This is a genomic window from Nocardia sp. Tas62D01 (assembly GCF_055232035.1).
Genome location: NZ_JBUYUZ010000001.1, coordinates 8,607,530 through 8,633,494, shown reverse-complemented (window position 1 = coordinate 8,633,494; position 25,965 = coordinate 8,607,530). Strand labels below are relative to the sequence as shown.

The 25,965-nt window shown below is 64.8% G+C and carries 21 protein-coding genes and 1 pseudogene; 10 read left to right on the top strand and 12 right to left on the bottom strand.

Features of this window, described 5'->3' with window-relative positions; translation table 11 throughout:
- Window positions 1-766: 766 nt before the first annotated feature.
- The 5 genes from ACV7NQ_RS41870 to ACV7NQ_RS41850 form a co-directional block, all read right to left on the bottom strand.
- Window positions 767-1,504, bottom strand: coding sequence for a hypothetical protein (locus ACV7NQ_RS41870; RefSeq protein WP_463364557.1), 738 nt, complete (start codon window positions 1,502-1,504; stop codon window positions 767-769).
- Window positions 1,505-2,167: 663 nt separating this feature from the next.
- Window positions 2,168-2,737 (bottom strand): hypothetical protein, encoded by a 570-nt coding sequence (locus ACV7NQ_RS41865; RefSeq protein ID WP_463364556.1) that lies wholly within the window; start codon window positions 2,735-2,737, stop codon window positions 2,168-2,170.
- A 114-nt stretch (window positions 2,738-2,851) separates the two neighbouring features.
- Window positions 2,852-4,459 carry an ISL3 family transposase gene (locus ACV7NQ_RS41860; protein ID WP_463362026.1) on the bottom strand — a complete coding sequence of 536 codons (1,608 nt, stop codon included), beginning with the start codon at window positions 4,457-4,459 and terminating at the stop codon, window positions 2,852-2,854.
- Window positions 4,460-4,517: 58 nt separating this feature from the next.
- Complete coding sequence (locus ACV7NQ_RS41855; protein ID WP_463364555.1) at window positions 4,518-7,148, bottom strand: tyrosine-type recombinase/integrase; 2,631 nt, start codon at window positions 7,146-7,148, stop codon at window positions 4,518-4,520.
- A complete protein-coding gene (locus ACV7NQ_RS41850) occupies window positions 7,145-7,807 on the bottom strand; it encodes a tyrosine-type recombinase/integrase (protein ID WP_463364554.1) in 663 nt (220 codons plus the stop codon). The genes ACV7NQ_RS41855 and ACV7NQ_RS41850 overlap by 4 nt, the downstream gene beginning before the upstream one ends.
- A 63-nt stretch (window positions 7,808-7,870) precedes the next feature.
- Between ACV7NQ_RS41850 and ACV7NQ_RS41845 the strand changes: the two genes are divergently transcribed.
- The 3 genes from ACV7NQ_RS41845 to ACV7NQ_RS41835 are packed head-to-tail and all read left to right on the top strand — an operon-like array spanning window position 7,871 to window position 11,444.
- Window positions 7,871-8,320, top strand: a complete 450-nt coding sequence (locus ACV7NQ_RS41845) for a tyrosine-type recombinase/integrase (RefSeq protein WP_463364553.1) — start codon at window positions 7,871-7,873, stop codon at window positions 8,318-8,320.
- Window positions 8,317-10,887, top strand: coding sequence for a tyrosine-type recombinase/integrase (locus ACV7NQ_RS41840; RefSeq protein ID WP_463364552.1), 2,571 nt, complete (start codon window positions 8,317-8,319; stop codon window positions 10,885-10,887). The genes ACV7NQ_RS41845 and ACV7NQ_RS41840 overlap by 4 nt, the downstream gene beginning before the upstream one ends.
- On the top strand, window positions 10,884-11,444 hold the full coding sequence (locus ACV7NQ_RS41835; RefSeq protein ID WP_463364551.1) for a DUF6262 family protein: 561 nt from the start codon (window positions 10,884-10,886) through the stop codon (window positions 11,442-11,444). The genes ACV7NQ_RS41840 and ACV7NQ_RS41835 overlap by 4 nt, the downstream gene beginning before the upstream one ends.
- Window positions 11,445-11,647: 203 nt before the next feature.
- Here ACV7NQ_RS41835 and ACV7NQ_RS41830 read toward each other — a convergent pair whose 3' ends face one another.
- From ACV7NQ_RS41830 to ACV7NQ_RS41800, 7 genes are all read right to left on the bottom strand, one after another.
- The gene (locus ACV7NQ_RS41830) at window positions 11,648-12,943 is read right to left on the bottom strand and encodes a tetratricopeptide repeat protein (RefSeq protein WP_463364550.1); all 1,296 of its coding nucleotides are present in this window, start codon (window positions 12,941-12,943) and stop codon (window positions 11,648-11,650) included.
- 56 nt (window positions 12,944-12,999) lie between these two features.
- A complete protein-coding gene (locus tag ACV7NQ_RS41825) occupies window positions 13,000-13,458 on the bottom strand; it encodes a hypothetical protein (RefSeq protein ID WP_463364549.1) in 459 nt (152 codons plus the stop codon).
- A gap of 214 nt (window positions 13,459-13,672) precedes the next feature.
- The gene (locus tag ACV7NQ_RS41820) at window positions 13,673-13,915 is read right to left on the bottom strand and encodes a hypothetical protein (RefSeq protein ID WP_463366149.1); all 243 of its coding nucleotides are present in this window, start codon (window positions 13,913-13,915) and stop codon (window positions 13,673-13,675) included.
- A gap of 58 nt (window positions 13,916-13,973) precedes the next feature.
- Window positions 13,974-14,327 (bottom strand): Tn3 family transposase, encoded by a 354-nt coding sequence (locus tag ACV7NQ_RS41815; RefSeq protein WP_463366017.1) that lies wholly within the window; start codon window positions 14,325-14,327, stop codon window positions 13,974-13,976.
- Between the two features lie 260 nt (window positions 14,328-14,587).
- Entirely contained in the window at window positions 14,588-14,935 is a 348-nt protein-coding gene (locus tag ACV7NQ_RS41810) for a tetratricopeptide repeat protein (protein WP_463364548.1), read from the bottom strand.
- A gap of 26 nt (window positions 14,936-14,961) precedes the next feature.
- A complete protein-coding gene (locus tag ACV7NQ_RS41805) occupies window positions 14,962-16,188 on the bottom strand; it encodes an IS110 family RNA-guided transposase (protein WP_463359367.1) in 1,227 nt (408 codons plus the stop codon).
- A 214-nt stretch (window positions 16,189-16,402) separates the two neighbouring features.
- Complete coding sequence (locus ACV7NQ_RS41800) at window positions 16,403-17,410, bottom strand: tetratricopeptide repeat protein (RefSeq protein ID WP_463364547.1); 1,008 nt, start codon at window positions 17,408-17,410, stop codon at window positions 16,403-16,405.
- 996 nt (window positions 17,411-18,406) lie between these two features.
- Here ACV7NQ_RS41800 and ACV7NQ_RS41795 point away from each other — a divergent pair.
- From ACV7NQ_RS41795 to ACV7NQ_RS41765, 7 genes and pseudogenes are all read left to right on the top strand, one after another.
- A pseudogene (locus ACV7NQ_RS41795) lies at window positions 18,407-19,069 on the top strand (ISAs1 family transposase); the annotation flags it as partial.
- Between the two features lie 951 nt (window positions 19,070-20,020).
- Window positions 20,021-20,770 carry a reverse transcriptase/maturase family protein gene (locus tag ACV7NQ_RS41790; protein ID WP_463364546.1) on the top strand — a complete coding sequence of 250 codons (750 nt, stop codon included), beginning with the start codon at window positions 20,021-20,023 and terminating at the stop codon, window positions 20,768-20,770.
- Between the two features lie 67 nt (window positions 20,771-20,837).
- A complete protein-coding gene (locus ACV7NQ_RS41785) occupies window positions 20,838-22,067 on the top strand; it encodes a site-specific integrase (protein WP_463364545.1) in 1,230 nt (409 codons plus the stop codon).
- On the top strand, window positions 22,064-23,044 hold the full coding sequence (locus tag ACV7NQ_RS41780) for a tyrosine-type recombinase/integrase (protein WP_463364544.1): 981 nt from the start codon (window positions 22,064-22,066) through the stop codon (window positions 23,042-23,044). The genes ACV7NQ_RS41785 and ACV7NQ_RS41780 overlap by 4 nt, the downstream gene beginning before the upstream one ends.
- On the top strand, window positions 23,034-24,038 hold the full coding sequence (locus ACV7NQ_RS41775) for a tyrosine-type recombinase/integrase (RefSeq protein ID WP_463366016.1): 1,005 nt from the start codon (window positions 23,034-23,036) through the stop codon (window positions 24,036-24,038). Before ACV7NQ_RS41780 ends, ACV7NQ_RS41775 begins: the two co-directional genes overlap by 11 nt.
- Window positions 24,039-24,142: 104 nt before the next feature.
- Window positions 24,143-25,327: a group II intron reverse transcriptase/maturase gene (locus ACV7NQ_RS41770; RefSeq protein ID WP_463364543.1), complete on the top strand. Its 1,185-nt coding sequence runs from the start codon at window positions 24,143-24,145 to the stop codon at window positions 25,325-25,327.
- 122 nt (window positions 25,328-25,449) lie between these two features.
- Entirely contained in the window at window positions 25,450-25,965 is a 516-nt protein-coding gene (locus ACV7NQ_RS41765; protein ID WP_463364542.1) for a reverse transcriptase/maturase family protein, read from the top strand.

The following is a 25,965-nucleotide window of genomic DNA, read 5'->3' as shown; positions in this document are numbered from 1 at the left end:
GGCAGAGCCTCCGAGGGATCAGAGCCCCTGCCCGCTACCCCCGGATGAGGACGAACAGGGGCCACGGCGTCTCCACCGCATCCCTGGGCCGACGTCCCATCGAATTCACATCGGCGACCGTAACATCTGCTTACGACTGGACGCGATCGATTTCACGCATACCCGCACAATCTCGTCATCACCTGGCCTTTTCCCGGGCGGGACCGACGCGCCAGATTTCGGACGGGCAGGGATTGTCTGAGATCTTGTGGGCGAGAGGGTGATCGGAGAGGTTGAGGCGGTCTGTCCCCGCGGATCATCGTGTCGGAGGAGTCGATGCCGGCGGCTGGGGAGCGGTCGGCAGTGGACGGTCTGAATGTCCGGATCGCCCAGGAGTTGGTGGACAAGGCTCGGAAAGAGAACCAGAGGCAGTGCCTCTGTATCCATCGAGGCAGCGAATGTGAAAGTGATCCCCGTCCCGTTAGCACGCGCTGATCGTTCCGGACGATCGGGGGCGCACGATGAGCGGGTGTTCCGCATGCGGGACGAGATTATGGAAGCGCTGCGTTTCAGTCGTCGCTGATGTGAATGATGCCGGGGCCGCGAGACCAGCCGCTGCGTGCTGCCGTCTGATGCGTTGCAGCCGTGCACCGGCCGGTCCCCGGCGGCGAAGCGGCGCCAGGTTGTCCGGGAATGCCCGGAAGGAATCGACCCGATCCTCGTCGAACGCGACAGCGGGCCGGGAACGTGGTGTTCCCGGGCCGTCGTCGCGTGTCGCGCTGCTATGTCACGCGCTGGCCTGCAGTGCGGGCCCGGCGAGGTCGTTCAGGATGGCCGTGGCCATCTTCTCTTCGCGGCCGTCCACGCCGAAGTAGATCATCGCCCGGTTGTTGGACTCGACGTAACCGGAGGCGGCCGCGGAGACGATAGCCGCCAAGGTCTGCGGCGTGAGGCGGCGGCGCGCATCGGTCATGCCCTCGCGGCTGGGGCCGTTGGTGTGCAGCGGCAGGATCGACTCGATGTGCGGCTGGTTGTGAACCGCGGCCGAGCACAGCCGGTAGGCGAAGATGCCGTAGTTGGAGTTGTTGCTGCCGCCGAGCAGAGTGTTGACCAGGTCGGTCTCGCTCGGTATCGCGTCGCCGAAGTGGTGCGGCAGGTGCGACCGGCCCCGGTCCTGCATCGTGATGGGGAACCCGTGCAGCTGTGCGGTGGTGAGCAAATCCTGGATCCATGCCTGTACCTTGGCGAGTTCCGTCGCGTTCGGGATGATGCTCGGGGCCTGGATCAGCCGAAGCTGGGCGTTGTGGGAGGCCAGCACGACGTTCATCACGCGGCAGATCCGTTTGCGGACCTCGATATCGGGGTCGAGCAGGTAGTAGGTCTGGCTGCTCGCCGACAGGGTGATCCGGACCAGGCTGAACACGCTGTAGAGGATGCCGGGCGCGGGAATCGCGAGCGCGAGTGTGCGCAGGTGATCGGTGGCGCGTTCCATGAAGCCCTGGGCATGCATCTGCAGGGTGTCCACCGGCTGCTGGCTCCAGGCCCCAACGAGGTGGTGCTGTGCGTGGCCATCCTTGCGTGCCAGACTGCCAGGCTGCCGGGCTTGTAAGGCTTGCGCAAGCGCAGCTGGCTCACGGTGAACATGTCTGCGAGCGAGTCGAGCTGCCCGGCCATCCGCTGCAAGGCAGCGTCGTTGATGTCGTTCAATTCGGTGTCTTTCGTGTCCCACGCCCGTCGGCCGCCCCTGGTGGGCGACCGACGTCCCGATCGCCGGAGCGTGGACCGCAGGACACACCGAATAACCCGGTTCGGCGCGCCGCATCCTACCGGGTGTCGTAGCATCGGGGTGTCCTGCCACAGACAAACCCGAGGCTCATGTCCTGGAGCACACGCTCCGGCGCGAGCCTCGGCGTTTTTCCGGTGTGCGCGACCGCATCTGCTGCCGCACCCGGAAATCATAGATGTAGTGACCGACAAGTCCCCGCAACACAAGAAGTTGTGTCGCGCGGTGTTTCAGACCCGCGTTCACCGAACGAGGCGGCGCTGAGGACTGCTGAAGGATCCGTCCGATCACCTGCGACTTGCGCAGGCGGTCGCCTGCTGCTCAGCCACGCAACCGCCAACCAGCAGTTCCTGGTGCGATGATCGCGGTGCCCACGCCAGAACCCCTTACGCCGGCAGGCGACACCTATTGGCAGAATATTTGGGTGACGTTGCGTTCACGCTCGCGCTTGACGTTGGCGCGTGCGCCGTCGAGAGAGCGCCGCAGCGTTCGGTTTTCGGTCCTGGCCGTGGTGAGGTTTTCGTTGAGGGCCGCGACGAGGGCACGGAGTTTGGCGTTTTCCTCGGTCAGGTGGTTGCCGTCGGGATCGTAGAGCTGCCCGACGAGGTCACCGATGCGAGCGTCGCGGTCCTTGACCGCAGCGCGGAGGGAACTGACCAATGCCTCGGCGTTGAGGGCGCGTTCGCACCAGGACGAGGTTTCTGCGGTGTGAGCCTGGTCGGCGCGGGAGGTAGTCGCGGCCTGGGATGCGTCCCGGGTGGTCAGGACGGCCCGGGTGAGTTCTGGGCGGCGTTTGTCGTAGATGAACGTTCTGCCGACTCCAGCCAGATCGCAGACGTTTTCGATGGTGAACGGCACCTTCGCTTTGGTCAGTTTGACCAGGGCCTTGCGGACGCGCTTTTCGCATTCGGCGCTGGTGCGGGATCGCTGTTCGATCAGCTCGACCGGACGACGCCGCTTGTTGTTGGTGGCCACCGTGTTTCGTTCTCCTAATTCACTGAGCTCGGTGTGTTGTCCGGTGCTTTCAGTTGTGTCGGTTGTCAATGGCCAAGTTGAAGTGGCTCTGGCGCACTTTTGATGATTTCGGGGTCAGTCCGCCAGTAGCACGCGGGCGCGGAGGAGGTCGAAGTTGGCGCGTCCGTACATGGTTCTCTTGATCATTTTGATGCGGTTCACGTTTCCTTCCACAGCGCCGCTGCTCCATTCGAGGGTGAGTCCGTTGCGGACGGCGTCGTAGTCCTTGAGCAGGCCCTCGGCGAAGCTGCGCAGGTGGCTGATGCCGCTGTTGCGGGTGGTGGTGATCCAGGTGTCGAGATGGCTTCCCCGCCGCTCGCGGGCCATGCCGGCGAAGTCGCTGACCAGCTGGTTCACCACCCGTAGGGTGTCGCATCGTTCGAGGTACTGCTTGAGTTTTCCGGACTGTTCGTCGGTCAGTTTCTCGGCTGGCAGCATCATCCAAGCAGCGATCTCACGAGTCCTCGGGCCGGACTTCACCGGTTCCGCCGACGTCGCTGCGGTAGGGGTGCGCCACGTCTGCAGCAGGCGCCGGACCGTTCTGGTGCTGCCGGCGAAGCCGCGCTCGCGGATCTCTCGGTGTAGGACGGCGGCGTTCTCACAGCCCTCGTTCCATCGTTGCTGCAGGTAGGGCTCGTAATCGTCCAGGGCGGTGACTCGTTCGCGGCGGTCGGCGGTCAGATGCTCGGGTGACTCGGCTCGGGCGTAGCGGCGCACCGTTGTGCGGTCGAGCTTCAACGCCCGCCCGATCGCGGAATGATTGATTCCCTGTGCCAGCAGGTCGTGGATCTCTCGGTGGCGTTGCCGCGTAATATTCTCTCTGCCAACAGGATCAGCGTCCTCTGTGATGGTTTGCGGTGTTGGTAGTGGCTGGGCGAGTTCTGGTTGTGTGTCCGGGTCTGCCAGGCATTTGCGGTGCGCCCGAACAACTTTGTCGACAGCTTTGGCCAGGTTGTGCAGCAGGTGCCAGCGATCGGCGACCTGGATTGCGTGGGGTGCGCCGCGGCGGGCGCCGTCGGCGTAGGGTCCGCCGCGGTCGCGGCACACAATGCGGACCTCGGGGTGTCCGGCCAGCCAGGCCGCTACGGTGTCGGAGTTGCGGTCGTCGAGGACGTCGACAGGGCGGTGGGTGGCCATATCGATGATCACCGTGCCGTATGTGTGGCCGCGCCGGATGGCGAAGTCATCGATACCGACAGCCGGTAGGCCGCCGGGTCGCGGCACCTCGAGTCCTCGGATCAGCCGCAACAGTGTCGATCGGGATACCTCCGTGCCGAGGGACCGGGTCATGCGTTGGCCCGGGCGCCCACCCAGTGCGAGGCCGACCGTGGTGAGCAGCGTGGTCAGCAGTGAACTGCGGCGCTGGTAGCGGTCGGCCAGGCCTGGGACCTGTTCAGCGAAGATCGACCGCGGACAATCGGTGTTCGCGCAGCGAAATCTGCGCGCTTGCAACCGGATTGAAACTTCACGACCACTCACCGCATGATCGGCCAGCCGACGCTCGTACCGACTGTGCACCCGATCCGAGGATCGACCACAGAGCGTGCACGCGGCAGTGCGGGCCGTCGCCGCCACTTCGAAGCGCAATGAGAACTTCGTTGCGGATACGCCGTGGACGCGAACCGCGGACCAGTGCGGGAACAGCAAGCCAAGCAGGGCGTCGGCGACGCCATCGAGAACCACGACGAGTGTCTATAACGCAAACTGTTGCACCCCACCAGAATCGACACGCCCATGATCATCACAATTGCGCCAGAGCCACTTTAAGTTGGCCATGGACAGTCGGTTGCCATCCGGTGGAGAACACCGGGGCGAAGTAGTCGTGCGTGGGGGAGCGCAGGTCCAGTTTCTCGGCTTCCTCGAGCAGGCCGAGTTCGTCCAGGGCATCGCGCAGGCCGGTGAGGACGGGTTCCCAGGGCTGCCACTGGCCCAGGATGTAGTCGCGGGCCTCATCGGTCGGTGCGCCTTCGGCGAAGTGGTAGGCGGCGTCGCGTTTGCGTTCCCAGTAGGCCAGGTCGGCACCGGTGAGCACGAAGTGCTCACACGGTCCCTGCGGTCCGTCGGTGCAGTTCTTGCCCCAGAGGCATTGCGAGCCGCCGACGACCGGGCCGTAGCGGCAGAGGCCATGTTCGACCGGAACCGAGGTCAGATCGATTCGGGCGGCCGCCGCGGCGGGGTTGTCGGCCTTCACCTCGGCGGGGCGCAGAAGGATCGTTCCGGGCTTGTCCATGCCGGGGCCGGCGGCCCAGATCTGTTGCAGGTGACGGGCCATGGTCGTGTTGCTGTAGTTCGCATAATGGGCCAGAGCCTCCTCGGAGAAGTGCCCGAGTAGCTGACGCACCAACGCCGGAGGCGCGCCGTTGTTCAGCAACGATGTCGCCAACGTCGCACGGGTCTGATGGCAGGTCACCTGTTCGCTGAGCCCGAGGCCCCCGAACCATTCGGTCCAGACCTGCCGGAACCAGCACTGCGAAACCTCCAGCAACAGATCAGGATTCATTGTCACGCGAGGAAACAGCGGCATCTCACGATCCCACGACGCCTCCAGCCGGGCTCGGCCGCGCTTGTCGAGCTGATCGAGGGTGTCGCTGTAGCGGACACGCAGTTTCGCCAGGGTGATCTCCCGGCGAAGCAGCAGCCGCTCGTAAACCGGCCTGTAGCAAGGCATCCCGTAATCGAGAACGCCGACTTTGGCGATGTCGCGCCAGAGGTAGGGCTGAGTGGCGCCGACGAGGCCGATGCAGCCGAGTCGGAGCCGCAGTGTCTCGCTGACCCGCCCGCCCTGGAACGCTTGAGTCATCCAGATGTCGGAGAACCCGACATTCTCGAAGTCGAGAGCATCGAGGGCGAGCAGATTGTCAGGGCTGATCAGCAACTGGAAGTCGCCGTAGCTCAATGGCCGGGGCCGGGGCTTGCGCGGCGGTCTCGCGTATTCGGGCAGGTTCACGATGAACATGTCCATCGCGGCGCGGGTGCAGCCGGTCTGGCGGGCTTGTCCGAGCACCGCCCGGACACTCATGGCGAACACCGTCCGGGTGTTCTCGGTCAGGGTTCGTGGTTTGGTGTGGACCGAGACGATCGGCAGCGGGATCTGCTCTTGGAACCACAGATCCCAGGTGCGTTTGACTGCTTCGGCATCGGACTTGCCGAGGGCTTCCGGGTTGTTGCCGTGGTCGGGCCGGTTCTGCTCCAGCATCCGCGACAGCAGCGCGATGGCGCCGACCCGGTAGCTGATCGTGGTGTAGCACACCTGTTTCCCGGACGGCAGCTGCGCTTCATCGGACAGGTGCTCCCAGAGCAGATCCCGCAGCCACCGCTGCGAGACCGAAGTCAGGTCCCAGGGCTTGACGCGGTTGCCCTGCGAACCGGTGAACGGCGCGCCGCCGATCAGGACGGGGTCGAACCATCCTGCCGCCTTGGCCGATTCGGGGGTGCAGCTGAGGCTGCGCGCCGCGGCAGGCAGATCCAGCCAGATCCGCCGCTCGATGTTGTAGCGGTCGGCTGTCAGCTCCGCGACGACCGGATCAGCCAGTGATTGCACCCCCGCGTCCGCCAGGGCATCGACGACCGCCTGAACGCTGGCCGGGCGCCACTGCGTGCGCCGGGCGGTGTTGGCGTGCCGATGAAGGGCGTAGCGGATCTCCCGCTGCAAGCTGACCGGCAGCTTCGCCAGCGACAGCAGCCCGCGGCTGTCGGGGTCCATCACGGAGACGACAAGCGGCTCGAAGGCCAGGAAATCCGTCCAGGAACTCACCGTCGCGGTCGGCGATTGCAGCCACCGGTCGAACTGCTGCGCGTGGGTGCCGCAGAGGTTGCGGGGTTCGCAGGCCAGGATTCGGCTGAGCGAGCCATCGTGCACGCAACCCTCGACCCAGCAGAGGGCCGCCGGCGGCATCGGCGATTGGCTCGCGGCCCAGAGAGTTTCGCAGAACCCCTTGCGGACGCAGGCGCGTCGGAACGAACTGCCATGTGTTTTGCAGCAGCCGTCGACGTCGATTTCGCGGGGGCATCCGTTGACGCGGCAGGGCTGTCTGCGGGCCCGTGCCCAGCCGATCCGGTGTGATCGGGAAGCTTGGGCGGACGCCAGGAACTCTTCGAGGCCCACAGCGTCACCGGCCCGGGTGCAGGCGCGGGCGTGTTGAACGCATAATTGCCGCGTTTCGGTTGTCGCCATCGCCGCGTCGCAGCCGCTGACGCGGCAGGCCCAGCCGTAGGTCGAGTGGTTGCGCGGAAATTCGATCGGTTCGGTCAGCAGCCACTGCGGAAACCGCTGGCTGACAACCGCATAACGCTGTTCCGGCCCCAGATCCAGGTAGTCGCTGGCCGTGGTGAGTTCGAATGCCTGCGCCGGTGCCGCGGCCGTAGCGCTCACGAGTGCGTCCGGTCCGTGGGAGCAAGGTAGGGCTCGGCCGCCGGCCGGGCCGTGGCTTCCCATGCCTGCTCAAGGAACTTCATCGACTGCCGGTTGGCCGACTTGCCGTACACGTCGGTAACCATGGCCGGACTCGACCAACCGAACTCCTGCGCCACCAGCTCCGCGTTGAAATCGGACTCGGCATACAGCGCGGCCGCTGCCTTGTGGCGGAACGAGTGGGGTCGAACGATAGTGTTCAGTCCCGCTCTGCGGCAGGCTCTTTCGAGCATCTTGCGGACACCTCCGGTGTGCAGGGCCGCGCCAGGGGTGCGGCCGCTAATGTGAACGAGGACCTGCTCGTGGTCGACCAGGTGCTGAATCGGGCGGTACTCGTCGAGCAGATAGGCGTAGAAGGTGCTGATCATGTCGTCGCTGACAGCGCGGATCACACCGTCGACCGTGTAGCCGTCCCTGCTCGGTGTCGCCGGAGCGTAAGCCTTCGCGCGAGCACGGTTCGGGTTGTCGTCGCGGCCGACGATGTGGATGTGCGGGTCGGCGCGCTGCCTGCACGGGTGGTGCCGGATCAGGTGCAGATCACACAGCCTCAACCCGCACAAGCCACCGACCCGGATTCCCGGGTTGGTGAATTGTGCGGGCTGCACCTGGTCGACCTGCATCTACGCGAGGGCGCCGACTGTGGGCAGTGTCGGTCGCCGCACGTGCACATCTGTCATCGGGAGGTGAACCCGAACCAGGCGCGGGCGAAAACCAAGCCCGCGTGGATCTTTGAGCACGGCATCGTCACCGGCGGCGCGATCCGCCGGGCGAGCCCGGCGATGATCCACACCTACTTCGAATACATGACCACCGAATATCCACGTGACGCCGAGCATGGCATGCTGCTGGTTCAGCAGCACGGCCCCAATCGCGGGCAGCCGCTCGCGCCGGTCGCGGTCCGCAAGGTGATCATGAACGCTGGCAAGCGCGTCGGGCTGGGTGTCGTGCGCCCCCACGCTTTTCGTCACCGGTTTGCGACGGGAGTGCTCGACGCGTCCGGCGGCAACACGGTAATCGCTCGCGATGCCGGTGGCTGGGCATCGGCGACGACGGTCGAGCAGATCTACGGGCACGTCGACGTCCACGATCCGGCGTTCGTCGCCGCCCTCGACCGCGTTTGGGGGCAACAGTGACGATCCCGTTGACACTGCTGCCCAGCGACAATCACAGCCGCCGCAGCCGGGACCGTCTGGAGCTGCTCACCGCGCTGATCTCGGCGCCGAACTTCGATCCGCTGTTCCGCGACGATCACATCGTGATCCCGCGTGATCACCCGGTTTATGGGTGGGGTTGTGGTTTCGATGGATGTCAGCGATCCAAGCTGGATCATGCGGTGTTCTGCGGTGCTCATTACGGCGAGTGGACGAAGGCGAAGGCCCAGGGCCGCAGTCGCGGCGAGTTCGTGGCCGATGCGGAGCCCTATCCGCTCACCGAGGGCGGACATCCGCAGCCGTGCTGCATTTGCCCGGAGCGGCCGGCAGCGTTGCTGACCACAAATTTGTGCCAGTCACACCTGTCGGAATGGCAGAAGCAGGACCCCGTCGGCACGGACTTCGACGAATGGGTGAAAGCGCAGGCACCGCGGCCGGGTTTCGGAGTCTGCCGATGCACCGTGTGCCCCTATCCGGCAGCCTCCACACTGGGGCTGTGTGATTCGCATCGGAACCGCTACTGGGCACAGGAAAACCCCGGAAATGCGCAGGTAGTGCACAGACTCGTGGGAGGCTACGGGAAGCCTGGAAGCTCCGAGATCATCTACGACGACGCGGATATGTTCCGGCAGTGGTGCATTGCCGCAGAGCCAGCCTACCGGGCGGGTGTCGTGAACCTGATCGGGTTGTCGCCGCTGATCAAGGCAGAGTTCGCTTGGGGGCTGCACGCCCACAGCCGGATGCGCCGCCCCTCGGTCTGGGACACCGCAGCCATCCAACGCGCAATCAACATCTGTCGCGAGCTCCGGTACGCGTCGATGGCGGACGTCGTCGCGCACGACTTCACCGGCGTCTCGGGCCACCCTGCCAAGACCCGGTCGATCTGCCGTGAGATCGCCGAGGGCCTGCGCCTGATCTACTCCAGTCCCCAGGACACACGGGAGGCCGGCTACATCGAGACCGAGCACTTCGGGCGGCGCTTCCCCAAGGCCGCCAGCACAGTCGATCTGACCGCAGTACCGCAACGCTGGCTGCGGGACCTGCTCTGGGACCACCTGGCAGAGGTGCTGCGCTCACCGCGCTACCCCCGCACCCGAGGCGCGTTCGACTCCCTGCGCCGCGCCTGCATCGAGCTCGGTGCATTCCTCCAACTCGACGCCCCCGCTGGCGGCCACAAGCCCACACTGCTGCGCGAAGAACACATGCAGCGCTTCGCCGCCGACCAATACCACCGCGAACGGCACGCAATGCCATCCATGTCGATGACCCGGACGGACGGCAGCCCATCCATCGTCACGACGATCACCCGGCGGATCGTATTCAGCTACGCCCGCCACGTGCTCTACCGTGCGCTCGAAACCGGCCGCACCGCCGAGCTGGGACTGGATCCCGCGTTCATCGCCGCCCTCCCCGCCGCTGGACCTGAACTGAAGCGCTCCCGAAATCCGTTCACCGACGACGTCGCCCGTGCTCTCGCCGATGAGACCAACCTGCAGATGCTCGCCCGCGATCACGACCCCAACGACCGCGGCCTGCGCGACATCTGGGAAGTCATCATCCTCACCGGCCGCCGCTGCCGGGAGGTGATCGAGCTGCGGCTGGACTGCATCGGCCGCTACAGCGGCCTGCCGATGCTCTGGCACGACCAGACCAAGGTCGGCAACCTCAACGAGGGCATCCGGATCCCCGAACCGCTCTACGCCCGCATCGACCAACGCCGACACAAGACCATCATCCGATTCGAGCACCGGCACGGCCGACTACCCACACCTGCCGAACGCGCCGTCATCGCACTGTTTCCCACCCACATCCGCAACCCCGACGAGACCGCCAGCGTCTCCTACAGCCACTTCGGCGATTGCTTCCGAGCATGGATCGCGCAGCTCGAGCTGCCCCGCACGGTCGCCCATCAGGCAAGGCATTCGCTGGCCACCAATCTTCTGCGCGCCGGGGCGAGTCTGGCCCACATCCGCCGTTACCTGGGCCAGGTTTCAAACCGAATGGCCGAGCATTACATCAACGTCGCCCACTCCGACCTCGAGGACATCCTGCACGCGGTCTGGGTCGCCGGACCCGGCGCGGCGCACCCGGGCGAATTGATTTGCGACGCAACAGCTCCAATGTCCCGCGAGCAGGCTATGACGCTTTCGTTGGATCTGTCGCGACGCAGCACCCCCGCCGAGGGCGGCTTCTGCACCTTCCAACCCGTCGTCAATGGCGATGCCTGCCCTTGGAAACTCAACTGCGAGAACTGCGATCACTTCGTGCTCTCGGGTGCCGACCTGCTCTACTGGCGCCGCAAGCAGGAGCAATGGCGTTCCATCGCCGAACGCGCACCCGACGACGCCACCGCCGACTACCTCCACCATGTCTTCGAACCCACCGCCCGCGCCATCGACGGCCTGGAAAAAGCACTCGCCGGGCTCGGCCTGCTCGATGAAGCGCTTCAACTCGACCTTCGCCGTCCGCAGGACTACTTCCACCGCATCTGGGCGACCAACTTTCGCGCCCGCGACCTCGCCGTCACCAACGACCAGGAGCCAGCATGACGTCATCGGCCGCCAAGACCGCGGCTGCCCGCCAAACCCGCCGAACTGCGACCGCCCGGATGCTCGACCGCGTAGCTGAATCAGTCGGACAGCTCAAACGCGAGCGGAGCAAGATCACCGTCGCAGCAGTGGCCCGCCGCGCGGATGTCTCACGGACGTTCCTCTATCAAAATCCCGAGGCACACATGCTGATTCGCGAAGCGGCCGCCACTGCCATCTCCAGTCGAGTCCGCGCCGACGCCGAAGCGGCCAGGACCGAGGCTTCTTGGCGCGAGCGCGCCCTCAACGCCGAAGAGGCACTCACCGCGTCCTACAACGCGATCGCGCAGCAGCGCACCACGATCGGTGAGCTTCTCGGCCACATCCGTGACCTCGAAGCCGATCTTCCCGAGGACGGCGCTCAGCGGCTGATCACCGAGAACACCACCCTCAAAGCCCAGCTCAAACAGCTCACCCGCGACAACCAACACTTGCAAGAACGACTCCACGGCGCCCGAGACAACAACCGATTCCTCGATAACCGAGTAGCCGAGCTGGAAGCACAACTCGCCGACTGACTGCAACCCGTCGGTGCTGCTCTGCATCACCAGCAGGGTGCCGATAGTTGGCCGGATGCCGTCTGCGCGGAGGTGTCCGCGCTGATTGCCGCATCCTGTTGTGGGATCTTGCCGGGCGAGCGGCCTCCGCTGCCCTGCGGATGTGCCAGGACTGTCCCACTCCAGCCAAGGACTACACCAGATCATTACCGGGCACTTGTGCTTTATAGGCCTGCTTGATCCTGCCAGCGGGCCAATTCGCGCTGGCTGTGCAGGGTATCGGGGTGGTCGGGGCCTAGGACCCGTATCCGGTCTGCGACGAGCTCGGCCAATGCCGCCGCCGCTCCGGCGGCGTCCCCCGCCTTCCCGCGACATACGGCCATGTTATGCCTTGCATAGAGGGTGTCGGGGTGGTCTGGGCCCAGCCGTCGTATCTTGCTGGCCAGGCTGGCAGCAGTGTCCAACTGGCGTGCGGCGTCTTGTTCGCCAGCGTTGGCGCGTGCCCGCAGCTCCTGCAGATGCTGCTCGCCCAGCAGTCGGACGAGTTCGTTGGTTGCGTCCGGGTTGCCGCTGGGGGCGGGCTCCTGAACCGTGATCGCCTTCTCCGGCATACTGAAGTCCGTGTGGAGCGCGGGAAGCTGCGCGAGGATGGTCTGCGCTTGGGTCAGGATCTGGGGCAATGAGTCGTGGCCGATATCGGCGCCGGTAATGAGTTCGACGATATTGCTGCAGAAGGCGCGGATACCATCGAGATGTAGTGCGAGGGACTTCGCCGGATTCCAGAACGCATCATTGACCTCGTAGACACCGCGACCGAAAACGTCGTGGGGATCGCCGTCGACGGAGCGCAGATTTGTCGGCAGATCCGCGCGACTGGTCGGCGGATGGTTGTCCCAATCGGGCGCGAGCAGACCACGGATGGTCATCTCGCGGTCGATGGCGTCGCGCACCTCGCGCACGGCTTTCCAGAATTCGCGGAGATCGCGGCGGATGTCGTCGGGAGTGGCGAGGTCAATGCCGGGCGCGATCACGATTGCGATCGTGGGTGAAGTCAGGGTACGGCCCGCGTCGTAGAGAATGTCGAGCTGGAGCAAGTAGATGAGAGTGACGGGCGCGTGCACATCGGGGGCGGCGAGGCGGATGTGGAAACGGTCGGCGTCGCCGGGTGCGATGTCCTGAGAGAGGCCCACGCTGCGTTGAGTGCCGCTGGATCGCTCAGGAATGGGGAGGTCGACGTCATATTCGTGGCTGGGGCGGAGGTAGCCCCAGGGCCGCCGCTGTTTGTAGGGCATGAAGCCGAGCACGCAAGCAGGGGCGAGGGTGGCGGCGCGGTGGATGTGAATGGTGGCGTGGTGAAGGAGAGCCGATTTGTCTCCGGTATTGCGGAATTTGAGGTCGAGAACGGCGCTGGAACCAACTCGTGCGTCGGTCGCAGAGAGACTGTCGACAGCGCACAGCTCAAGTCGGGAGTCGTCGCCAGTGCCGTGATAGTGGATGACGATATCCCGGCCGACCTGCACGTCTGTGATGGAGATCGCGGGCGTGGGATCCGACAGCGCAGCGGTGTCCCGGTCTGCTACTGCTGCGCTGTCGGAGGGTGCAGCGGCTGCCCGGTTCCCGCCTGTACCCCGGTGATCGTGAACGAGCCGTCCACGGACGCGTTCTCGACGCTCAAGCCGGTACCGGTAGTGGTGACGTCAGTGATCGTCAGCTCACCGGCGCGGACCTCCCGTAGCCGCACACCAACCGTGTCGGCAGCCTGTGGTGCGTGGCGATGCACCGCCACCAGCACCTGACCCGCCGCAGCCAGCAGCTCTTCGTCACCTCCGGCGCCGGCCCGCCGGAGTTCCCCGGCTAGCGCCGCCCGCGGGTCAGGAGACTGCGGTTGCTGTTCCACCACGTCCACAGGCACCGACTGGTACCGGCCGGTGATCAGCTGCTTCAGCGCCTGATACGCGTCGGCGATCGCCCGCTCGGCCGTGCTGCCCAAACCCGCGGCGGCACCCGCCGCTACCGCGGCCGCCACCATCGTCACCGGCTCCACCCACTGACCTCCCGTACTCCGGATCGCCCCATCTTGGTATGGGGATACCTGCCACTCAACCAAGTGGCAATCACCCATACAAGAGGATCAGCGAACCATAACCACCGGTCTGATGCGACCGGCCTGTACGCGAGCAAACTCGGTGCACCGCACCGCATCCGGATAGACCGACGGCTGGTGCTGGTGTTGCTGGTCAACGTTGACGTCAACGTGATTGCCTCGATCCGTTCCCGGTGTCTGCGTCGGCGAAGGCCCGGTAGAGCGAGACGTCGGACGGGTGTTTGCCTGCCCGCTTACCGGTTTGATCTGAAGTTCGCGGCGATGTCGGGGAGCCGAAAGAGCCGGTCTGCTCGGCCAACTCCAGCACCGGCACCAACCCGGCGCACGACACGAGATTCGTCTCATCGAACACCGCCGACCCCGCAGCGAACGTATGCAAGGATCGCATTGGAAATGCCTCCTGATCACTGGATGATTCCGACCTCGGCAGTCACAATCATCCCAGTTCAGAAGGCATTTCCCATTTCACACGCCGGACGCAGCCCCACCCCCACCCACGAATTCAGGCTCAGCGACCTGGTCGAGGTCCAAGGCGGGTGTCCATGTCGAGTTGGAACCGGCCGTAGGGGTTGACGTGTGCCCAGCACAGGGCGCTCAAGGCCCGACGGTCCTCCGGTGTGAGCCCGCTTGGCCCACACCGGGTCGGCCAGAACTCGTTGCAGCAAAAGGGTATTGATGTAGACGAGGCTGCTCTGCAACAGATGGAGAGCGAGCATCGACACCTCGACGGTCTCCCGGTCTGGGCCGGTGAGCTTGCCGTAGAAGACGACCTCGTTGGCTGAGTTCCACTTGTCCACCACCTGCAACCCAGGACCCAGAATCGCCCCGCATCAATTCATCAGAAACGACGACATATTGTGCTCCGGTTGGCGTGATGAGATCGGCGCCTACGGGATCCAGTGCAGCAACAACGACGAGGCATTCCGCGTCTCCCGCAACCGATACAGCCTTACCTATGCCTGACTTCGAATCACGCTGACCTCGGTGTCCTCGCTGGAAATGGGAGTGTGACAGTCCCCGGTATGCAGCATGGCAGGATGGCGAACCAGAAATAAGGACCTCATCGGGAGAGCCAGGCACGGAGGGTTCGGGCGAGGGCGTTGGTGGATTTGTGCGCGTGATCGAGTTTTCGGCGCACATGGATTGTGAACGGATCTTGCGGGCCGAGTACACGTCGGCTGTCGGCGAGGGCCGTTTCGTATAGCGGGATGGCGGTGTCGACGCGCCCGACGGACTCGTAGGCTTCGGCGAGATTGCTACGCGCGAAGAGGGTTTCGTGGTGGTCGGGCCCGAGTATTCGTGTGCTGTCGGTGAGGGTTGTCTCGAACTGGACGGTCGCCTCGTCGAGGCGTCCCGTCGAGTGGTAGCCGAACGCGAGGTTGGTACGGGAGGCGAGGGTGTCAGACATCCCAGGAGCTTGGGTGTCAAGGAAATTCAAGCTGCGAGGTGCTGGTGGCGGTGTGACCAGGCCGCTTGCTGGCTGTAGGGAGTCTTGGTTTTCAGGCAGCCGTGCAGGATGCCGACGAGCCGGTTGCCGAGCTGGCGGAGAGCGGCGTTGTAGTTCATGTCGCGGGCTCGTAGCTCGTCGTAGTAGGCGCGCGCTCCGGGGTCGTGCAGGATCGCCGCACCGGCCTGCATGTGCAGGGCGTCGACGAGCCGATCGTTGTGGACGAACCGGGCGTGGACGGTTTTGGTCTTGCCGGACTGGCGGGTGATCGGGGCGGTGCCGGCGTAGTTCTTGCGGGATTTGGCGTCGGCGTAACGGCCATCGGCGTCGCCGAACTCGGCAAGCACCCGGGCGCCGGTGATCACGCCCATGCCGGGTTGGCTGAGGTAGACCTCAGCGTCCGGGTGCCGGCCAAAACACGACCCCACCTCGCCCTCGAGGATCTTGACCTGCTCGTTGAGGGTGCGCAGGACCGCGACCGTCGCGCGGACCGATGCCGCGTAGGCGCCGGCCACGATCTCGGCCTGGCCCAGGTGCTCACCGCGCAGCGCCGCCTGGATCGCGGCGGCCTTGGCGGGGATATCGCGGCGTCGTGCCCGCTTGAGCGCGGTAGTGATCTGGCCGATCGTCAACCGTGCCGCAGTGGCGGGATCGGCGGCCTTGCCCAGCAGTTCGAGGGTGTCGGCACCGGCGAGCCCGAGCGGCTTGTAGGCCTCGAGTGCCGCCGGGAAGTACTCGCGCAGCGCCGTGCGCAGCCGCAGCATGTGCCGGGTGCGTTCCCAGATCAACGTCTGATGCGCGCGGGCGGCGACCTTGACCGCCGCGGCCTCGTCGGAATCGGCGGCGACCTGACGCAGCTGGTGGCGGCGGGTGCGCAGCATGTCGGCCAGGGTCTTCGCGTCGGCCTTGTCGTCCTTGGCGCCCGACAGCGACAGCAGTTCCCGATGACGGGCAGCGGTTTTCGGGTTGACCCCGTACACCTGGTAGCCGGCCGCGACCAGCGCCCGCACCCACGTGCCGCGGTCGGTCTCGATGCACACCAGCACCTGCCCGGGATCGGAATCCTGTGGCAGGAACCGGGCGATCAGCTCATGCAGCCGGGTCATGCCCTCGACGCCCTCGGGTAGCCTGGCTGCCTTCAGGGTCTTGCCTTGTTCGTCCTGCACCTCCACGTCATGGTGATCTTCGGCCCAGTCGTCTCCGACGAACAGCATCGTGTGCTCCTGAATCTGCCGGTTCGGTCATCAGCAGCCGACGGGAGACCCAGCGCCCTAATGGACCAGTGCTCACACCAAAGGTGTTGGTGGGCACGACATCCCATAAGTTGTTTCGCTCCCGGCCACCGGCAGGGGCACGGTCTGACACAAGAACTCGAAGCTCAGGGTGCGTAAGTGCTCACCTGCCGGGGCTACCGGCACCGAGTCTGCCCTACCGACCGACCCGGTAGCTCCCATTAGGATGGTCGCCGCCGAGCACCCGTTCGCGGTCGGCGAGGGTCTGCTCGTTCAGTTGAACCGCCTCGTCGGGGCGGCCTGCCGAGTCGTAGCCGAACGCGAGGTTGTTGCGGGAGGTGAGGGTGTCGGGATGGTCGCGGCCGAGTACCCGTTCGCGGTCGATCAAGTTTGCCTCCAAGAGCTCGATCGCTTCGTCGAGACGGCCGGCCGATAGATAGCAAGTAGCGAGGTTGTTGCGGGAGAGGAGGGTCATTTGATGGTCGGCGCCCAGCGCCGGCACACAGGCCAGATAGGTGGTTTCGTGCAGTTCGATTGCGTCCTCGAGACGGCCCGCCGTCACATACGCCGAGGCGAGCTTGTTGCGAGTGGTGAGGGTATCTGGATGGTCGGCTCCGAGAACGCGATCGCAGTCGGTCAGAGTTTCCAATAACAGCGGGATCGCCTCCTCGGGATGTCCCGCCGTTTTGTAAGCGCCGGCCAGGTTGTCGCGGGAGGTGAGTGTGTCCGGGTGGTCGGCTCCGAGAACTTGCTCGCGGTCGGCGAGAAGCGCCTCGTACAACTGGATCGCCTCGCTGAGACGTCCGGCAGATTCGTAGGTCGCGGCGAGGTTGTTACGGGAATAGAGGGTGGTGGGGTGGTCAGGACCGAGTGCCCGTTCACAATCGGGAATGGTCGATTCGAATAGCGTTGCGGCGCGGTCGAGTTGTCCCGCCAATCGGTAGATGTAGGCGAGATTGTGGCGTTCGGCCAGAGTGTTGGCGTGGAAATGGCCGAATACCCGCTCGTTATCGGTGACGACTTGCTCGTACAGCCTTATAGATTCATCCAGCTGCCCGGCGGACCCGAAAGCCCTGGCGACGTAGCTGCGCACAGTGAGGGTGTTAGGGTGGTTTGGGCCGAGAAAGTGTTCGAAGTTCGCGGCGACAAGCTGTCCAAGCGCGATGGCTCGGGTGAGATCGGCGGTCTCGATCAGATGTGTCACGGCCCATGCACGCGCCAACAGCACCTGCTCCACCAGATCGACATCGCCCTGGGCCAGCCGCGTATCCCACAGGGCCTCGATCTGGTCGACGAGATGCCTCCCGACGTGCCCACGACTGTGATCTGTCGAACAGACACGGCCCGATCACCGCCAGTGCGGTGTTGACGAGATCGTTGGCTATGTCTACGGATTGGGCGCGTTCACGCAGCACCCGGGACACCAGCCGGTGCATGATCACGGCTGCGCCATCGGTCGACCACGACAACAACGAACCCATCGAGCACAGCTCGAGCACCTCGTCCAACCGACCATCGGGGTCGGGCAGGACAGTCCGACGCACACCTGCGGGTGAGAGCATCGCCATCACCCCGAGCAGCCAACTCACCACCACGTCCAGGTCAGGCTCATCGGCGCCGGTCTCGACTGTATCGATCGACAACAACACCGCCTGCACTACCGACCGCGGGTAGTCGTGGCCTGCACGGCGGGCCACGACTACCGGAAGTGGATGGTCGGCTAGCAACTGCCGATACCGGCCATAGCCGATACGACGTCCGTTGATCGTCGCGCCCAGGTCGGCGGCCACCGAATCAGCGCCGACTTCATCGGCCGATCCAGTGGCCTGGCAGAGAAAGCGCACTGACTCCGGCCGGTTGAAACAGTCCAGCTCGACCGGCTCGCCCAACGCGGTGAACGCGCGATCGGTGCTAGTGATCAGCACTCGCGCCTGGCCCCCGACGGCAGGGCTCCGGCGTTGTCGGGGTCTAGGTCATGAGCTGCGGAAACCGGTTGCGCGACACGCCGGTTCGGGATGCGAGGCGGACACGGGCTTCTCGGTGACGATGAAGGTTCCTACGCCTGAATCGATTTCCGGAGTCGCCCGTGTCCGCTGGTCCAGTATCGCTTGCCGAGCCCGTGGTGGAGGTGTTGACCCGTCGGCGCGTCGAACCGGCACCGTCGCCGCTACCGCAGGACCGGGTGATCGAGCCGTGTTTGCTACAGATGTTGGGGACGGTGCCCGACCCCCGCGATCCACGCGGGGTCCGCTACCCGTTGACCGCGTTGTTGGCGATCATGATCCTGGCCACCGCGGCCGGGATGCGGTCGGTGGCCGGGATCGCCTGTTGGACCCGTACCGCGCCGACGGAAGTGTTGGCGCAGTTGGGCATCCGGGTCCGACGCCCGAGCGAGAAGACGTTGCGCACGATTATGGCCCGCCTCGACGCCGCCGACCTGGACCAACGGTTGGGCGACTACTTCGCCGGCATAGCCGCCACGGTCGACACCACTACGGAGCTGATGGCCGTCGCGCTGGACGGCAAGACCGTGAGAGGTGCACGGTTGGGTGGTGGCCGGGCACCGCACCTGGTGTCGATGTTCGCCCACCACACCCGCCTGGTCCTGGGCCAGTTGGCGGTCGCCTCGAAGACCAATGAGATCCCAACGGTCCGGAAATTACTGCAATTATTCAGTCGCACAACGCTTTTGGTGACCATCGATGCTATGCACACGCAGACCGCGACGGCGAAGCTGATCTGCGGAAAGCTGAAATCGCACTACCTGATGACCGTAAAATCCAACCAGTGCGCCACGAGGCGCTCCGACGCATCCCCGCTTCAGGCGGGACAGACTCGAAGGGAGGTCTGCTGGGTCCGATGACTTACCTGGATCCGAAAGGTGAAGGGGACCAGAGCATGTCAGAAAACCGGCGGCCGGGTCCAGGTGCCTGGGACGGCGCGTCGGGGGACCCGCGCGGTATGGCGAAGGCTTGATTGCTTGAACCCCAATCTCCAGCAGCAGCAATTTACTGCGACCGGAACGGCACCTGAAACCGGTGTCCGTCGTGGCCGGGGACGTACTGGTTCGCCCCGGCCAACCTTTCGCGGCGGAAGCGATGCCCGGCGAGGGCATTGAAGGAGATGAATGGGGCGCCTGCAGCCGCGCTGCAACGTGTGTCGGAGACGAACGTGGGATCACCGTCCCGGTCTGGCCGGCGGTGACGGAGTGCTCGTAGTAGTCGGCGGAGTCACGCCCGGCCGAGGGGAGCGGGAAACCCGCTCGCAGGGCGAAGTTGCGCCGTCTAACTCGGCGTTGGATCACTCTCGCAGAGAGTAGAGGTTCGGAAGGAGCAGACCCTTTGGGTCACCCGTCTTACCTGGACGCGAAAGCGCGAGGGGACAACAGCATGGCGGGAAAGCGTGGAGCATTGTGAAGGCGTTGATGGTGCTGCCGCGCAAGACCCGTGTGATATGGCGAAGACCAGACTGTTTGAAGCCCAGTTCCCGGTGATGGAAATGTGCATCCTCCGACATACAACGCCCGGAGCGGAGCCACCAGCATCAGGCGAATCCCCTTTGCTTCGCCCCAACCCTTCCGGCTGGTGGGCGGTGGGCAACGAGCTCACTCAAGGGAACGGACGGGCCGCCTACGTCGCACTCGATACGTCCAGCGCAAGAGGAATTCGGGATCACCTACCGGGCGCGAGCCCCACGGTGACGGAGTGCCAATAGTAGTCGTGGGAGTGACGCCCCACCAGGGAGAGCGGGAAAGCCGTTCACAGGGCCAAGTGGCACAGGTGTCGAGGTTATCCGGATAGATGAGGTATGCGTAATGCAGAGAGCCGAAGTCCTGAGGGAGATCATCCATGAACGCGGTAAGAGAGGATTGCCACTGGAGAGATTGTATCGGCACTTGTTCAACCCGGAGTTGTATCTGCGTGCCTACGGCAAGATCTACCGAAACGACGGTTCCATGACGCCCGGCTCTAATCAGGAGACCGTGGATGGCATGAGCCTGAAGAAGATTCAGGCGATCATCGAAGCGCTGCGGTATGAGCGCTATCGGTGGTCCCCGGTAAGGCGTGTATATATCGACAAGAAAGGATCGCCGAAGAAACGCCGACCCCTGGGTCTGCCGTCGTGGTCGGATAAGCTGTTGCAGGAAGTGATCCGTTCCCTGTTGGAAGCGTATTACGAGCCGCAGTTTTCCGAACGTTCTCACGGCTTCCGGCCGGGGAAGGGCTGTCACACCGCTCTGACGGAAATATCGCAGTCGTGGCGCAGTATGACGTGGTTCGTCGAGGGAGATATCTCCCAGTGTTTCGACCGGCTCGACCATGGGGTGCTGCACTCCATTCTGGTCGAAGACATTCACGACAACCGTTTCTTGCGGTTGATCGACGGACTGCTCCAGGCTGGATATCTAGAGGAATGGCGTTACCACGAAACATTGAGTGGCGCACCGCAAGGTGGATTATGCGCAGCTGCGCATAATCCCCCTTATGAACAGCGCTGGGTTATGCGCAGTGTCGGTCGGTATGGCCTGATGACAGCGATTTCAGGGGTCGATCACTGCGCATAACGCGTGGATCCTCTGATCAGGAGGTCCGGCATGGTGCCGGGCCGGGCATGATCGGAGGTCGGTTGTCATGGCGAGGTTGTCTGCGTTGGTGTCGGGCCTGGAAGCGGAGTTGCAGCGTCTGGGCTACAAGGAATCGACGCTGGTCTGGTACCGGGGGTGCTGGCGGCGGATGCAAAAGTACTTCGCTGCACGGGGTGTCGAGGAGTTTTTCTTGGATGGGGCGATGGCGTGGGTCGACGACGCGTGCGGGTTCTTCGGCAAGGAGCAGGCCGGAACACTGAAGCCAACCGATGTGTATCTGTTCAGGGTCGCTGCGATGCTGGACGATTACGCGGTCCACGGGGCGGTGCTGCGCCGCTACAGCCGGTCGGTGAGCAAGCTGGACGAGGCCGGCATTGAGACGGTGGCCCGGTTCCAGGCGCAGCTGCGCTCGGCTGGGCGTTCGGTGTCGACGGTGCGGACTTATGGGACGCTGGCCGGGGAATTCGTCGCGTTCACCGGCACCCGTGGAGGGTTAGGCTGCTGCGACGCCGCCATGATCGGGGCGTTCGTCGCCACACTGACCGGATACCAGTTCAAGACCGTCGAGCAGAAACTCTGTGCGGTGCGGTCGTTCCTGCGGTTCGCCTCCGCCGTCGGCTTGGTCGACGAGGCGTGTCTGGAGGCGGTGCCAGCGGCACGCTCGTCCCGCCACGCCAGGATCCCGTCGGTGTGGGGTCCAGGCGAGGTGGCCAGGATCGTGGAAGCGATCGACCGGGACAACCCGTGCGGGAAAAGGGATTACGCGATCATCCTGCTGATCACCAGGCTCGGGCTGCGCGGCGTCGACATCAAACGGCTGGAGTTCGCCGACTTCGACTGGCCGGGCAACCGCCTGTTCGTGACGCAGGTCAAGACTGGTCACCGAGTGCGGCTGCCGCTGCTGAAAGATGTCGGCTGGGCGGTGATCGATTACATCCGCCACGGCCGGCCCGACTGTGAGCATCCGCAGGTGTTCGTGCGGCATATGGCCCCGATCGGCCCGTTCTCCGATCAGGACCATTTACATCAGATTCTGGTCAAACATGCTCGGGCAGCGCATGTTCCGGTGAGCGAGAAACGCCGACACGGCATGCACTCTCTGCGGCATTCGCTGGCGACCCGGCTGATGGAAAGCGGCACACCGGTCGAGCAGATCGCTGACATCCTCGGTCACCAGGACGTCCGGTCGACTGGTGTCTATCTGAAATCCTCTCTGGGCCTTTTGGCCAAGTGCGCGCTGGACCCGGACGAGCCCACGCATGGGGTGACGCGATGAACGCCGACATCACGATGACCGAGGCGATCGGTGCTCTGGTCACCGAAAAACGCGCCACCGGTTACAAATACGGCGCCGAGGAACGGGTGCTGATCCGGTTCGCCGCGTTCACCGCAGCCCGGTTCCCCGGCCAGCAGGCACCCACCCAGGCCTCGGTCGAGGCATGGATCGCAGCCGCCCGTCGACGCGACGTCACTCCGTCGACCCTGCATGGCTTGGCCGCGCCGGTGCGGGAGTTGGCCCGCTGGCTGGGCCGCCGGGGCGTGGCGGCCTACGTCCTGCCCGCTGGGGCACTGCCCCGTCCCGCCCGTTACGTCCCGCACATCTATACCGACCAAGAGCTGGCCGCGGTGTTCGCCCAGACCGACCGCTGCCACTACGACTCCCAGGTCCCGTTCCGGCACCTGGTCATGCCGGTGTTGTTCCGCACGATCTACGCCTGCGGGCTGCGTGCTTCCGAAGCCCGACTGCTGGCCTTCGGCGACGTCGATCTCGAGGCCGGGGTCCTGACCATCCGCGACGGCAAGGGCGGCAAAGACCGGCAGGTCCCGGTCAGCGCACCGCTGCGTGAGCGGCTGGCCGACTACTACGACCAAGTGGCCGGGCGCACCGGCGCGGACTGGCTGTTCCCCGGCACCACCGGACGCCCGCTGACGATCGGCAACATCGACAAGAACTTCCGCCGGTTCCTCTGGCAGGCCCGCATCCCCCACGGCGGCCGGGGCCGTGGCCCGCGCGTCCACGATCTGCGGCACACCATGGCAGTCAACAATCTTCGGGCCTGGTTCGCCCACGGCGAGGATGTCGCGGCGCTGCTACCGATCCTGCAGACCTACATGGGGCATTCGTCGGTCGCCGACACCGACTACTACCTGAGGCTGACCGCCGAGTCCTACCCGCACATCGCCGCCCACATCCAACACGCCTACGGCGACATCGTCCCGCCTGTCACGGAAGGCCCTCGTGATGGCCACTGATTTCGCGGTGTTGCTGCACCGGTTCCTCACCTCACACCTGGCCGGGCTGCGCGGCTGCTCACCCAACACGATCGCCTCCTACCGCGACACCTTCAAACTTTTGATCGCCTGGTTCCGCGACCACAAATCCATCCCGCCCGACAAACTCACCCTCGACCGCATCGACGCCGGCGCGATCACCGCGTTCCTCGACTGGCTGGAAACACAACGGCACAACAGCATCTCGACCCGCAACCAGCGCCTGGCCGCGGTCAGTTCGTTCTTCCGATGGCTGCAATCCCAAGACCCGGCCCGAATGGCCGCTTGCCAGGACATCCTCGCAGTCCCGGCCAAACGCAAGGCCCAACCGGGCGTCCATCACCTCACCGTCGCCCAGACCCGTCGCCTGCTCACCGGCCCCGACCGGTCCACCCGGCCAGGCCGCCGCGACGCGACCCTGCTGGCCACCCTCTACGACACCGCCGCCAGAGTCTCCGAATTCACCGACCTGACCGTCGGCGACATCCGCCTGCAACCCCCGGCCCTGGCGGTGCTGACCGGCAAGGGCCGCAAAATCCGCCACGTCCCGCTCGGCGACAACACCACGGCCCTGCTAAACGCCTACCTGACCGAACACGGCCTCGACACCCGCGGCCACGACGAGCATCCACTGTTCACCAACCAGCATCACAACAAGCTCAGCCGCAGCGGAATCGCTTGGATCATCAGCAAATACCGCGCCCGCGCCGACGATCCGGAACTGACCGGCGCACACCTCGGCCCGCACACCCTGCGCCACTCCAAGGCCATGCACCTCTACGAGGCCGGCGTCCCGCTGCCCTACATCCGCGACATCCTCGGACACGTAGACCTGACCACCACCGAGATCTACGCCCGCGCCTCCACCGAGGCCAAACGCAAAGCCCTCGAAGCCGCCTACAGCGAAATCGTCACCGACGAACTACCCGAATGGAACCACGACACCGGACTACTCAACTGGCTCACCAGCCTATGAACCAGCACTGCGGTTATGCGCAGTGATCGACCCCTGAAATCGCTGTCATCAGGCCATACCGACCGACACTGCGCATAACCCAGCGCTGTTCATAAGGGGGTATTTTGAGTCCTTTGCTCTCCAACATCTATCTGGACCGGTTGGACAAGTACGTCGAGACAACACTTCTGCCCGCCTTCAACCGGGGAGCCCGGCGCAGGCCGTATCTGCCGTATATGCGGGTGCACAAGGCAGCATGGAAGCTGGAGAAACGTGGTCAACGGGAGGAAGCGCGGCAGTTGCGTCGTCAGCTGCAACAACTTCCCTCTCATGACCCGAATGATCCGGGTTTCCGCCGGCTGCACTATATCCGCTATGCCGACGATTGGTTGCTGGGATTCTCCGGAACACGGCGGGAAGCCGAATTGATCAAGGAACAGGTCGGTAGGTTCCTGCGGGATCGTTTGAAGCTGGAACTGTCCGAGCCGAAGACCCTGATCACCCACGGGCGGACACAGGCCGCTCGATTTCTCGGCTACGAAATCGTGGTCCACCACAACGACGCCAAGCGCGATCGGAACGGTCACCGCTCGATCAACGGGCAGATCGGCCTGAAAGTGCCGATGGATGTCGTGCGGGGAAAACGCAAACCCTATCTGCGCCGCGGTAAACCTGCTGCTCTGCTCGCGCGTGCGCACGATTCGGACTTCCGGATCGTCGCGCGCTATCAGGCGGAGTTCCGGGGCATCGCGGAGTATTACCAGCTGGCCTACAACCGGCACCGTCTCGGCCTGCTGAGATGGATTATGGAACGGTCTTTGACCAAGACGCTGGGACATAAGAACAAGATCAGCGTCACCAAGGTCTGGAACCGTTACCGGTCCACCTGGCAGACGCCTGCCGGTCCCCGAAGGGGACTTCAGGTCGAAGTCGAACGCGGGAACGGAAAGAAAGCCCTGGTCGCTCGGTGGGGCGGAATATCGTTGGCCCGCAGGACCATGAGGGTAACCCTCAAAGACGAACTCCCGGCGGTATGGAGGAAGCGCTCCGCAGAACTCATCGACCGGCTCATGACCGGCCGCTGCGAACTCTGCAAGAAATACACGGACGTCGAAGCGCACCACATTCGGCGACTGAGCGACCTCCCCTCGGAGAATGAGGCTGAGCAGCCCGACTGGGCAAAGCAGATGGCATCACGCCGCCGCAAAGCCCTTATCGTCTGTCGCGACTGCCACAAAGACATCCACAACGGATGTTCCACCCGGCAGGATTCGAGGAAAACGGCACTGGAGAGCCGGGTGCGGTCATAAGTCGCACGCCCGGTTCGGAGGGGGGCCGTCGGAAAAGGAGCCGCGCACGCGGACACCTCGCCGACGGCCTACCCAGCGGGCACAGATGAATGCGGGTATCGACAAACCTGGAGGTATGCGAAATGCAGAGTGCTGAAACGGTTCTCGGTGTCCTGCGTGACAGGGGCAGGCAGGGCCTGCCGCTGGATCGGTTGTATCGGCAGCTGTTCAACGAGCAGCTGTTTCTGATGGCCTACGGGCGCATCTACGCCAACGACGGCGCGATGACACCCGGGGTCGACGGGGACACACCCGACGGGATGAGCCTGGAGGTGATCCGGAGTGTCATCGGCCGTTTGCGGGCCGAACGCTACCGGTTCACTCCGGCCCGGCGGGTCTACATCCCCAAGAAGAACGGAACCCGCAGGCCGTTGGGTTTGCCGACCTGGACCGACAAACTGGTCGGTGAGGTGGTGCGCCTGCTGTTGGAGGCGTACTACGAGCCGCAGTTCTCGGCCCGCTCGCACGGGTTCCGTTCCGGGCGGGGCTGTCATACCGCGCTCGACGAGATCGCTTCGACATGGACGGGCACGACCTGGTTCATCGAGGGCGATATCGCCGATTGTTTGAAGTCATCGACACACTGCTCCTTTCGTTGA

Coding starts and splice junctions, on each gene's coding strand:
- ACV7NQ_RS41775 (WP_463366016.1), top strand. CDS start 23,034: ATGGCCACTGATTTCGCGGTGTTGCTGCACCGGTTCCTCACCTCACAC.
- ACV7NQ_RS41790 (WP_463364546.1), top strand. CDS start 20,021: ATGCAGAGAGCCGAAGTCCTGAGGGAGATCATCCATGAACGCGGTAAG.
- ACV7NQ_RS41785 (WP_463364545.1), top strand. CDS start 20,838: ATGGCGAGGTTGTCTGCGTTGGTGTCGGGCCTGGAAGCGGAGTTGCAG.
- ACV7NQ_RS41835 (WP_463364551.1), top strand. CDS start 10,884: ATGACGTCATCGGCCGCCAAGACCGCGGCTGCCCGCCAAACCCGCCGA.
- ACV7NQ_RS41805 (WP_463359367.1), bottom strand. CDS start 16,188: ATGCTGTTCGTCGGAGACGACTGGGCCGAAGATCACCATGACGTGGAG.
- ACV7NQ_RS41765 (WP_463364542.1), top strand. CDS start 25,450: ATGCAGAGTGCTGAAACGGTTCTCGGTGTCCTGCGTGACAGGGGCAGG.
- ACV7NQ_RS41850 (WP_463364554.1), bottom strand. CDS start 7,807: ATGCAGGTCGACCAGGTGCAGCCCGCACAATTCACCAACCCGGGAATC.
- ACV7NQ_RS41820 (WP_463366149.1), bottom strand. CDS start 13,915: ATGCGATCCTTGCATACGTTCGCTGCGGGGTCGGCGGTGTTCGATGAG.
- ACV7NQ_RS41810 (WP_463364548.1), bottom strand. CDS start 14,935: ATGTCTGACACCCTCGCCTCCCGTACCAACCTCGCGTTCGGCTACCAC.
- ACV7NQ_RS41780 (WP_463364544.1), top strand. CDS start 22,064: ATGAACGCCGACATCACGATGACCGAGGCGATCGGTGCTCTGGTCACC.